11 protein-coding genes are annotated in these 11,675 nt (G+C 43.6%); 8 read left to right on the top strand and 3 right to left on the bottom strand.

The features are described from left to right. The first annotated feature begins 67 nt into the window (after positions 1-67). From D104_RS33750 to D104_RS33765, 4 genes are all read left to right on the top strand, one after another. Positions 68-2,257, top strand: coding sequence for a malate synthase G (locus D104_RS33750; protein ID WP_024025095.1), 2,190 nt, complete (start codon positions 68-70; stop codon positions 2,255-2,257). Between the two features lie 76 nt (positions 2,258-2,333). Continuing rightward, positions 2,334-3,935 (top strand): isocitrate lyase, encoded by a 1,602-nt coding sequence (locus tag D104_RS33755; protein WP_024025096.1) that lies wholly within the window; start codon positions 2,334-2,336, stop codon positions 3,933-3,935. Between the two features lie 186 nt (positions 3,936-4,121). Next, positions 4,122-5,546: an esterase-like activity of phytase family protein gene (locus tag D104_RS33760; protein ID WP_024025097.1), complete on the top strand. Its 1,425-nt coding sequence runs from the start codon at positions 4,122-4,124 to the stop codon at positions 5,544-5,546. A 131-nt stretch (positions 5,547-5,677) separates the two neighbouring features. Beyond that, positions 5,678-5,869, top strand: a complete 192-nt coding sequence (locus D104_RS33765) for a hypothetical protein (RefSeq protein ID WP_024025098.1) — start codon at positions 5,678-5,680, stop codon at positions 5,867-5,869. A gap of 91 nt (positions 5,870-5,960) precedes the next feature. Here D104_RS33765 and D104_RS33770 read toward each other — a convergent pair whose 3' ends face one another. Beyond that, the gene (locus D104_RS33770) at positions 5,961-7,001 is read right to left on the bottom strand and encodes a GGDEF domain-containing protein (protein WP_031215259.1); all 1,041 of its coding nucleotides are present in this window, start codon (positions 6,999-7,001) and stop codon (positions 5,961-5,963) included. 266 nt (positions 7,002-7,267) lie between these two features. On the opposite strand from D104_RS33770, the gene D104_RS33775 reads away from it, so the two are divergent. Beyond that, positions 7,268-7,987 (top strand): YccT family protein, encoded by a 720-nt coding sequence (locus D104_RS33775; protein WP_024025100.1) that lies wholly within the window; start codon positions 7,268-7,270, stop codon positions 7,985-7,987. Positions 7,988-8,069: 82 nt separating this feature from the next. On the opposite strand, the gene D104_RS33780 is transcribed toward D104_RS33775, so the two are convergent. Continuing rightward, a complete protein-coding gene (locus tag D104_RS33780) occupies positions 8,070-8,951 on the bottom strand; it encodes a carboxylate/amino acid/amine transporter (protein WP_031215260.1) in 882 nt (293 codons plus the stop codon). A gap of 287 nt (positions 8,952-9,238) precedes the next feature. Between D104_RS33780 and D104_RS33785 the strand changes: the two genes are divergently transcribed. After that, positions 9,239-9,850, top strand: coding sequence for an OmpW family outer membrane protein (locus D104_RS33785; RefSeq protein ID WP_024025102.1), 612 nt, complete (start codon positions 9,239-9,241; stop codon positions 9,848-9,850). 155 nt (positions 9,851-10,005) lie between these two features. Next, on the top strand, positions 10,006-10,647 hold the full coding sequence (locus D104_RS33790) for an HD domain-containing protein (protein ID WP_235075951.1): 642 nt from the start codon (positions 10,006-10,008) through the stop codon (positions 10,645-10,647). A gap of 3 nt (positions 10,648-10,650) precedes the next feature. Here the strand turns inward: D104_RS33790 and D104_RS33795 are convergent, their stop codons facing one another. Continuing rightward, complete coding sequence (locus D104_RS33795) at positions 10,651-11,106, bottom strand: MarR family winged helix-turn-helix transcriptional regulator (RefSeq protein WP_024025104.1); 456 nt, start codon at positions 11,104-11,106, stop codon at positions 10,651-10,653. A gap of 106 nt (positions 11,107-11,212) precedes the next feature. Between D104_RS33795 and D104_RS33800 the strand changes: the two genes are divergently transcribed. Continuing rightward, positions 11,213-11,665 (top strand): DUF2798 domain-containing protein, encoded by a 453-nt coding sequence (locus D104_RS33800; RefSeq protein ID WP_024025105.1) that lies wholly within the window; start codon positions 11,213-11,215, stop codon positions 11,663-11,665. The last annotated feature ends 10 nt before the right edge of the window (positions 11,666-11,675 follow it).

Below are 11,675 nucleotides of genomic sequence, written 5' to 3' on the forward strand. Positions count from 1 at the left end.
AAAACAGTTAGCCCGACCGCTACTTTGATAAAGACAAGAATAATGTTCCCTAAAGAAGGAAAGCGAGATGAGTATGCCCTTACCTAAAAATAACAGTGTGATCCACCCAGGGTTTTGTAACTTCATCAATGAAGAAGTGCTTCCCCTTCATACGATTGAACCCACAAAGTTTTGGCAAGATTTAGAGCAATTGATCTCTGATCTGGCGCCGATTAATCGCCAACTATTGGCAACCCGCGATGTTATGCAGCAGCAGATTGACCAGTGGCATCTTGCTCAAAAAGACAAGGCTGTCGACGCCCAATCGTACGAACATTTTTTGCGCGATATCGGTTATTTGGTTGAAGAAGGAGATGACTTCACCATTACGACAGAAAACGTAGACGCGGAAATCGCCACGTTGGCCGGACCTCAATTGGTTGTGCCTGTTAAGAATGCACGATTTGCATTGAATGCGGCGAATGCACGTTGGGGCAGTTTGTACGATGCTTTTTATGGCACAGACGTGATCGCAAAAACGGCGGGATTAGAAACAAATAAAGGCTATAACCCCGCTCGTGGCGAGCAGGTGATTGCGAAAGCCAAAGCGTTTTTGGATGAGGTGTTTCCGCTGGAATCTGGTTCCCATAAAGACGTGAACAGCTACGTGGTTTATTACCACCATTTGTTGGCATTTTTTGATGACGGAAGCCAGGTCGGTTTGAAAGAACCTTGTCAGCTGGTGGCGGTCAATGGTCAGCGTAGTGAACCAGAAGCCGTACTACTGAAGAATAATGGTTTGCATGTCGAGATCCAGTTTGATCGAAATGGCCAAAACGGTGCGAAAGACAAAGCGAACATTAACGACATCGTTATTGAGTCGGCGTTAAGCACCATTATTGATTGTGAAGATTCGGTTGCCGCAGTAGATGCGGAAGACAAAATCGAAGTTTACCGTAATTGGTTGGGTTTAATGCAAGGCACATTAGAAGCCAATTTTGAAAAAGGCGGCCAAGTGCAAACCCGTCGGATGAATCCAGATCGCTGTTTCACAGACTTGGATAACAAAGAATATCGTTTACATGGTCGCTCTTTGTTGTTGGTTCGTAATGTTGGTCATTTGATGGAATGCGATTTGATGCAGGACGAACTGGGCAATTTTGTACCAGAAGGCATCATGGATGCGGTGGTGACGGTGTTAATTGGTGCGTTGGATTTAGGGCGTACAGAAGGCATGCGAAATAGCCGAACAGACAGCATTTATGTGGTGAAACCTAAAATGCATGGCCCAGACGAAGTGGCGTTTAGCTGTCATTTGTTTGGCCGTGTTGAACAAATGTTGGGCTTGCCAGAAAACACCATCAAGATTGGCATTATGGACGAAGAACGTCGCACGACAGTGAACTTGAAAGAGTGTATTCGCCAAGCCAAATCGCGCGTGTTTTTCATCAATACTGGCTTTTTGGATCGTACAGGAGACGAAATTCATACCAGCATGCAAGCCGGTCCATTTTTGCCAAAAGATCAGATCAAAACGCAACCTTGGATCCAAGCATACGAAAATCGCAATGTCGACATTGGTTTGCAGTGTGGCTTACCGGGCAGAGCGCAAATTGGCAAAGGCATGTGGGCGATGCCAGATGAAATGGCCGCAATGATGACTGCGAAAATTGCGCACCCTAAATCGGGCGCAAATACGGCTTGGGTGCCTTCGCCAACCGCAGCGACCTTACATGCTTTGCATTATCACCAAGTGAATGTGTTTGACGTACAGGCGCGTATTAAATCGCGTCCGCCAGCAAGTCTTAAAGATGTGCTCAGCATACCGACGATTCCTCATAACTTGACCTTGTCGAGTCAAGTGATTGAACGAGAAATCGAGAACAACGTACAAGGATTATTGGGCTACGTAGTCCGCTGGGTTGAAGCTGGCGTGGGGTGTTCCAAAGTACCGGATATTAATAATGTCGGTTTGATGGAAGACCGTGCGACGTTGCGCATATCCAGCCAGCATTTGGCGAATTGGTTACTGCATGGCATTTGTCATAAAGCGCAAGTCGACGAGGTGATGTTGCGCATGGCGGTGATCGTTGATGAGCAAAATAAAAACACCGAAGGCTATCGCCCGATGATGTCTCATGACTCGAAGAATACCGCGTCATCTAGCATCGCGTTTAAAGCGGCGCAAGACTTGATTTACAAAGGGGTTATTCAGCCGAACGGCTATACCGAACCCTTGCTTCATGCTTACCGCGTTCAGGTGAAGGAAGCGGGCTAAAGCAATGAATGAACAATATTGAGAATAAACACGTTTAAAACCGATTAATTTAGACAACCTAAAAGTGAGAAAAAGCATGCAAAACTACAAAAATAAAACTCAGCAAGCAAGCAACACGATTAATCAACAAGGTCCAACATGGGCAGCGATGAACCCTGAATTTGTGGCGAGAATGCAATTGCAGAACCGCTTTAATACAGGTTTAGACATTGCTAAATACACGGCTAAAATCATGCGTGAAGACATGGCAAGCTACGACAAGGATCCGGCGAATTACACTCAATCATTAGGTTGCTGGCATGGTTTTATCGGCCAACAAAAAATGATTTCGATTAAGAAACATTTTGGCACGACTCGTAGCCGTTATTTGTACTTGTCAGGCTGGATGGTGGCGGCAATGCGGTCTGAGTTTGGTCCGTTGCCAGATCAATCCATGCATGAGAAAACCTCGGTTCCAGCGTTGATCGAAGAATTGTACACCTTCTTGAAGCAAGCCGACGGCCGTGAACTTCAGCACTTATTCAAAGAAATGGACGACGCAAGGGAAGCGGGCGATCAAGTACGTGAGCAAGCAGCTCAGCAGAGCATCGATAACTTCGAAACACACGTCGTGCCGATTATTGCGGATATCGATGCTGGCTTTGGTAACGAAGAAGCGACGTATTTGTTGGCGAAAAAAATGATTGAAGCGGGCGCGTGCTGTATTCAAATTGAAAACCAAGTGTCCGATGCCAAACAGTGTGGTCACCAAGACGGCAAAGTAACCGTGCCACATGAAGATTTCTTGGCGAAAATTAACGCGGTGCGTTACGCCTTTTTAGAGCTAGGTGTAGACGATGGCGTGATCGTAGCGCGTACCGATTCTTTGGGCGCTGGCTTAACGCAGAAAATCCCTGTGTCACAAAGCGAAGGCGATTTGGCTGAACAGTACAATGCGTTTATCGATGGCGAAGAAGTGACGTCTCTTGAGCAAATGAAGTCTGGCGATATGGCGATCAAATTGGGCGATCGTTTGATCAAACCGACGCGTTTAGCCAATGGTTTGGTGCGCTTCAAACCGAATACCGGTGAAGACCGCGTGGTATTAGACTGCATCAATTCGTTGCAAAATGGCGCGGATTTGTTGTGGATAGAAACCGAAAAACCGCACATTGGTCAGATCGCTTCTATCGTGAATCGTATTCGTGACGTGATGCCGAATGCGAAATTGGTTTACAACAACAGTCCGTCGTTTAACTGGACGCTTAATTTCCGTCAGCAAGTGTTCGATGCTTGGTTAGCAGAAGGCAAAAGCGTAGCGGAATACCAGCGCGAGCAACTGATGTCTCAAGATTACGACAATACACCATTGTCTGCAGAAGCGGACGAACGCATTCGCTGCTTCCAAAAAGACGCCGCGGCGCAAGCGGGTATCTTCCATCATTTGATTACTTTACCAACGTACCACACGGCGGCGCTGTCTACGGACAATTTGGCGAAAGATTACTTCGGCGAAATGGGCATGTTGGGTTACGTAAAAGAAGTACAGCGTAAAGAAATTCGCCAAGGCTTGGCCTGCGTAAAACACCAAGACATGTCTGGTTCTAACATGGGCGATGATCACAAAGAGTATTTCTCTGGTGCGCAGGCGCTAAAAGCGTCGGGCAAAGACAATACGATGAATCAATTTGCGATCTGATACGGTTAATAACTAGATCAAAATGTTGATACTAAAGGCCAGCAGTCTTCCCCCTGCTGGCCTTTTTTTGTTTTTTTAATATGAGGAGGATTCATTGCAAGGTCATCAAATCGTCATGGCCAGTCTTTACCTTATTGTGAGCATAATCAAAGCACGGCAGTGCTATCACATTTATAGGGGTGGAAAATGACGGTTAAAATTTGGTTGGCAAGTCTGATTTCTGTTGGCGTTTTGTCTGGTTGCGCAAGTAACTCAATGCCGAATGAAACGTCCGATTTTGCGGATAACGTCCCGATGAAGGGGAGCGAGTTACCTTATTCGGTGTTGCGCGGGGATCTTGTTGATGGCAAAACCAATCGGCCATTTGAAGTGCGTAATGGTGGCTTTGGTTCAGCGATGACGGCAAACCCAAATAAAGCGAACCAGTTTTATGCGTTGACTGACCGTGGTCCGAATGCAAATTACACCGGCGATTATGGCAAAGGGAAAAGCTTTCCTGTTGCCGCCTATACGCCACGTATTGGTCTGTTTGAAGTGGCGACGGACGGTTCAATTTCCATGGTGAAAAGTATTTTGCTCAAACGTCCTGAAGGCAGTTTGATTTCTGGTTTACCGAACACTTCTGCGTTGGGTGGTACGGGGGAAACGCCATATCACTCTAATGGTCAGCCCGTTTTAATGGACGACAGTAAACCTTATGACAAGGTGACGAATCCGATTAAATTAGACGATTACGGATTAGACGGTGAAGGCTTGGTAGCGTTAAAAGACGGCACCTTTTGGGTAAGTGATGAATACGGCCCACACATTGTTCATTTTGATAGCAATGGTGTGGAAATTAGCCGGATTAACGCCTTTAAAAATGACGCACGTGATCTGTTTCATTTGCCTGCAGAGTTCCAACATCGCCGTTCGAATCGAGGCATGGAGGGTCTAGCGATTACGCCAGATGAAAGTACGCTGGTGGGCATCATGCAGTCGGCGATGACGAACCCTAATAAGGCGGCTCAAAAGGGCGATTTAACGCGAATTGTATCGGTGAATTTGAGCAATGGCGACACAGAGCAATATTTATATCGTCAAGAGAAAACGCAAAATTCAAACTCTGAAATAGCCGCATTAACCACCAATCAGTTTTTGGTGATTGAGCGAGATGGCGGATTTTTACTTGGTGGGCCAAATGGCGCATCGAATGCTCAACCAGATGTACAAAAGCATGTGTACCGTATTGATTTAAGCACGGGCACGCCATTGTCGACGGTTGCTTTGTCCAGTGGAATGACTCAAGACGATAGTCATGGCTTGATGATTGATGGCCTAACGTTAGAGCAATATGCCAACAAAAATGGCTGGGATGCGCTGGCCGAGAAAGGCATTAAGCCGGTGAGTAAGCATTTGGTTGTCGACATGGTGAAAGCGGTTTCATACCCACACGATAAAATGGAAGGTTTGTGGGTGATTGATGAACACCATCTTGGTGTATTAAATGATGATGATTTTTCGACGTGGTCAACGAAAGGTAAGTTAGAGCAAAAATATTTAGACGACAGTACGGTGGATTCAAATACGCTTTATATTATTAAAGCGGATTTAATGGGCGAGTCGAATTAAATGAGCGCTTTTGATGTCACGATGTGAAGTGAAAAAAGGGACACGATTTTGTGTCCCTTTTTGAACGATTTTAGTACAGCGATTGTGAAAATGCGTACATTGATTACGCTGTAATTTGTGACGTTAGTGATTTGGATTCTGTCATTGGTGGTATCGGAATTGTCTTTGATTTGACGGCGGAATTTAAAGCTATTTTGAACGAAATTTTACCTCATGAAGAAGGGCAAGTGAACGCAGATTCAAGGGCATTGTTTACGACAGAGCAGGACTTTGTTGTTGCAAGTTCTCAGAAGATCATGCGGTTGGTTCTATGTTTTTTCTGATTTAAATTACAAGGTGAAGGAGGCGCGGCCATGGCGGTACAATGGAATGATCGTGTGTATCTTTAATGGTGCTGCAAAATCGAATAGCTATCTAATCCGATAGCTCGATGCAGTTCCTGCCATTGTCTTTTCCTCTATAAAGGGCTTTGTCTGCTCTTTTAATCATGTCTAAAGTATTGTCGTGTTGTTCTCGGCTCGATGTGACGCCTAATGTGATGGTGAGAGGAAGGCTAAACTCACTGAACTTGCCTTGAGTAATAAGGTAGTTAAGGTCTTCTGCAATCAGTTGAGCTTCTTTCTTGGTTGTACTGGGCAGAACGATGATGAACTCTTCTCCACCAAAGCGCGCGATGATGTCGTGTTTTCTGAGAGCACTTGATAAAACTTTGGCGACTTCAATTAAACACACGTCTCCAATGTCATGCCCATATTTGTCATTTATCTTTTTGAAATAATCAATATCAATCAAAATAAGGCTTAAAGAAGAGGACGACGATGTCATTGCCTTCTCTAACTCTCTTTTGAATTGAAGGTTAAGACCTCGGCGATTAAGAAGGCCGGTTAAAGGATCTTGGATGTTTTCTTCTTTCAGTTGTTTGGTGAGTTGTGTGTATTTTTGCAGAAAAAAACGGCCAAAAAAAGCACTAAAAATAGTGCTGATGGTCAGCCAGAAACCGCGAGCAATGGTTTTTTCTTCGGAATAGATTTCGTTTGTTAAATCAGTAATGTGTTCACTAAAAACCGTGCCCAGAATCGTGCCGGAAATGATAACAAGTGTGACGATAACTGACTCTTTATGGCCACCAATTAACGCCGCCATGATGGGATACAGAGGTAGAAAAAAGGCCAGTTGACTGTTCACTCCGCCAGACAAAACTAATATCGGTGTGATAACAATAATGACGGTTAATAAAGACAGCGCGATTTCCCATTTGGGGAAGAGATTAGATCGAACGGTAAAATAGAAAATGGAAATGGTCAATAAATCGGCGATTCCAACCCACATAAAAGAAACAGGAAGCTCGGTGAGCAGTGGTCTAATGATCAGAGCGAGCAGCATAGTGACAATGGATAGCTCGATAATTCTTAGGGTCAGCTTGTGGTTGAGGGTGGTTTGAGAGTCGTTAAACATGATATTGCGAAGCGTCCTTGCGTCAGTCAATAGAGATTGTTGTTCTTGTTTGCGATTGTTTAGGACACCTATCATTGATAATTAATCATTAAGACTCAAGCGGTTATTTGTATCTTTTCATTACACAATAATGATGTATGTCTAGCGTTAGATGAAAAAAGACAACATTCAGCAAGTGGCCTAAAAACAGGGCACACGCAGTAGATTAAAGAAAGTAGTGTGCTAGATTCTCAAACTACACTGTTTGTGACGTGAAGGAGTCTGTTGTGAAATTAAAGAATCGAATTATCGCTTGTGGCGTTTTTTCTAGTTGTGTCCTGACTTTGCCCGTTCAGGCAGCGACGTTTGAAGTGCCAAGGTCGTTTGAAATTATGTACGTTGACCTTGAAGGCGCAAGGGAATTTGGTAATGACTTTAAGGTAAACATTGATGAAGGTCAGCATCAAATTGTGGTTCGTTTTAACAAATTAGTAAGAAGTGGGGGGGATACTCAAGCGTATCAATCTCAGCCCATCGTATTGGATTTACAGTTTGAAAAGAACGATTATTTTACAGTGAAAGCGCCGTATATTTCGACACAAAAACAGGCTGAGTCTTACTTAAAGAATCCGACGTTTACCCTAGTTGATGATCGAAGTGGTAAAGCGGTGGATTATCAGCATCAGATTTTGCCCGTGAAGTCTGGGTTTCAAAATACACGCGACTATATTACAGAGATCGAACGGTTAACGGCAAAAAGTACTCCAACTCTGAACGATGGTCCAGCTGCTGCTCCCGTTATTTCAACATCGAATGTCGCGTTAGAAATGATGCAGTTTTGGTACAATCGATCCGATGAAGCAACGCGCAAAGACATGCGAATTTGGATTGCAGACGACTTATATAAGCCGACAGTGTCTAATATCCAGCTGGAAATGTTACAGTTTTGGTTTAATAAAGCTGACAGAGAGGCGAAAAAAGCATTTCAAGCTTGGTTGGTAGAATAACGTTTTTCTAGGCATCGTATTATAAAAACGCCCAGCCAATGCTGGGCGTTTCTATTTGGCTTAGATTTACCTAAGTTATGAATTAGCTTGCATTAGCGGCTTTGGCCGTAGCGAGTCGTTGGTTGAATTTATCATTCAGCCAAAGTGCCAATAAGATAATGCTGCCACCAATGACCAGTCTAACGATGTCAGCATCGCGGTTCCAGAAAACCACGTTTACAATAATGCCTGCGGGAATTAGTAAATTATTCGCAACCGCTAATGTTCCTACGTTCACCATGGTTGCGCCTCTGTTCCAAGCAAAGTAACCAAGACCGGAAGCCACAATACCTAGGTAAGTTAAAATACCCCATTGAAGAGTGGTGGTCGGTAATTTATCAGGGTTACCTAGCGCAAGGTAGCAAGGAATAACCACCGCCAATGCACCGATAAAAAACCAGCCGAAAACCGTACGTTGAGATAGGTCAGGGCGCTCTTTTGCAATGACGCGTTTATAACCAACTTGTCCTGCTGCGAAACAAATGTTGGCACCTTGAACAATCAGTAAGCCTTTAATGAAGCCTTCATCGATACCTTGGTAGCGAATGGCAACAGCGCCAAGAATCGCTACGAGCGCACTGACGGCAAAGCCAATATTGAAGCGTTTGTCTAACATGTCATTAATCAAGGTGACGTAAAGTGGCGTCATAACCGTGAATAGCAAGACTTCAGGAACTGACAGGTATAGGAAGGATTGATAATAAAAGCCATACATAATGCCAAGCTGTAACGCGCCGCAAACCATAAGTTTTAGCGCTATTTTAGCTTCAATTTCACGAAGCTTTAAAAAAGGTAAAAATACGACAGTAGCCAGAGCGACTCGCATTAATACAGAGAACCATGCATCGACTTGGCCGGCGAGGTAAACGCCAATCAAGCTGAAGGAAAACGCCCATAAAAGGGTGACGGCAATAAGAATTGGCATGAGAATGGATTCCATTTGGATAATTTTGTCGTAAGTCTAACGATTTCCTTACAGTAGGTAAATTAGTTTACTTTTTAAAATAATAAAGTTTACTGATTTTTCAAAATGAGACTTTATGTATGGTACGAGCCACGCGATGAATCGTTCTAAAATCAGACCTATGTCAATGGATTTGGTGGCTTGTTCGACAGGGCGGTAAAACCTTGATCTAGATTAATAGTTTGATTTCTTATCCTGCTACTTTTTATTCGCAGACATGTTGTTTGATTAAAAAGAAGGATTTGATTATGAAAGCTTTACTTCCTGTTGCCCTTATTTCAACACTTTGCTCTTCTGTGGTTTTGGCTCATGACGCCGGCGATCTATTCGTCCGAGCGGGTTTTGCAACGGTTATGCCAAATGAAAGCAGTGATAACGTATTGAACACCGGTGAATTGGAATTGGATAATGACACTCAGGTTGGTGTAACACTCACGTATATGCTAACAGAGCAGTTTGGTGTGGAGTTGCTAGCCGCGACACCTTTTACTCATAAAGTCTCTACTAAAGGGCTTGGCGAAGTAGCCGAAGTCTCGCATCTGCCACCTTCCGTGATGGCGCAATATTATTTCGGTCAAGCCAACAGTGACATTCGACCTTATGTAGGTGCAGGTTTGAACTACACGGTTTTCTTTGATGAAAAAGGCAAAGGCACATTGGCGGGAACCGATGTGAGTTTAGATGATTCATTTGGATTGGCCGCGCAATTGGGTGTGGATGTGAACTTCGCAGAAAACTGGTTTGCCAATGCCTCTATTTGGTACATGGATATTAATACCGACGTTCACACGACAGTCGGAACGATTGACGCCGATATTGATCCAATCACCTTTATGGCCAGTGTGGGTTATACCTTTTAGTTCGTACACATAAAGAAAGTGCTTAAAAAGGCTTTGATGATCAAATCAAAGCCTTTTTTTTGTTTTTTTACACACATTTTATAAATGTCACCATAGTGTTTTCATCATGGCATTTGATATAGGCTTGTCTGAATTGTTCAATATGAATTGGAAACATGATGTTGTCAGCGTTAGAAAGCGAATTTGAAAACCATTGTCGAGCGTTTTTAGAAGCACAAGGCGCGGCGGATGTAGCGCACGATGTGAGCCATATCTATAGAGTGGTAAGGGTGGCGAAAAAATTGTCGCTGGATGAAGGTGCGAATATGGCCGTGGTAATACCTGCGGCATGGTTGCACGATTGTGTTTCGTTACCAAAAAATCATCCGGACCGGCATCTTGCTTCGACGTTGGCCGCTGATAAAGCCATTGTTTTTTTACACTCTATTAAATACCCGGCCGATTATTTTCCCGCTATTCATCACGCTATTCGAGCTCACAGTTTTAGTGCTAATGTGCCACTTGAAAGCTTGGAGGCTGAAATTGTACAAGACGCCGATCGTTTGGATGCACTGGGGGCGATCGGCATTGCGCGTTGTATGCAAGTCAGTGGTACGTTAAATAGGACGCTTTATTCACTTGATGATCCATTTTGTGAGGGTCGTGAGCCGGAGGATGCACAGTATTCTATCGACCATTTTTATAATAAGTTATTCCGTATAGCCGATAGCTTAAATACAGTATCTGCTCAAGCCGAAGGCAAGCGCCGCGAATCGGTTATGCGTGATTTTTTGGCGCAATTGGCACTGGAAATCTAATGATTATCCGCGTTCTTTTTTGTGGTTGATGGCGTTTAGTTTTGTTAGCATTTTTGCGCCTACGGACAAAAATTGCTGTAATTCTTCATCGCTCACTTCTGATCTCATTTCTTTTAATACCGCCTTGTCGGCATTTTCAAGCGTCATATAACAGGTCAGTCCGCTGTCTGTTAATTGCAAAAACTGGCTGCGTTTATCATTTGGATTGGGACGTTTTATGACCAACCCTTCGGCAATCACTTCTTTGACCAATCTTGTAATTTGCCCTTTGTCCTTTTCTGTCACATCCGCAAGAAAGTTTGCCGTGCAATTTTCGGTGTCGTGAATGCGTTTCAGAATCATAAAGTACAAAGGCGATAAGGGAATGCCTTGTTCCTTCATGATGCTTTTCATGGATATTTTTAGCCCATTGATTGTGCTGATTAAGAGCGTTTGTAACTCAGATTCATGGTTCTTCATTATTTTTTTATCCAATGTAATTGACAATGTCAACATTATTTAATATAGTTGATTTTGTCAATTTGTTTTGAGTGTTTTATCCAAACTATTCCTAGAGGGAAGACGTATGTCATTAAAAGTTCAGAAAATATCTATTGTTGCCAGTTTAGTGATTGCTATGGGGGGAACCTTAACCTTTTTAATGACGTGGCGAAATATTGGTTTTGCCGATCATTTTATGGGGGCGTGGTTATCTTCTTTTGCTTTATGTGTACTTTGTATTGCGCCGATTGGTGGCATTCTTTCGTATTTGGTTCATCACCTTGTTAATGCTATTTTGCCTAGATTATCTTCCATGCAGCGCAATATTGTTTTTGGTTTGATTATGGCCATTATAATGGAATCTGTTATGGCGGTGGTTACGACGATAAACTTGCATGGTTTTTTAGAGCGAGGCGCTTTCCTGAATTCATGGACGGCTACGCTGATGTCGGCTTTGCCTGCTGGAATTGTGTTTTCAATATTGATGTCGATAGTCATAAAACCAAAATTGGCCGCTTTTTGGGCCAAAACCGCTTAGTTTGATGTGG

Origin of the sequence: Marinomonas profundimaris (genome assembly GCF_000508165.1) — a bacterium.
Taxonomy (GTDB): Bacteria; Pseudomonadota; Gammaproteobacteria; order Pseudomonadales; family Marinomonadaceae; genus Marinomonas; species Marinomonas profundimaris.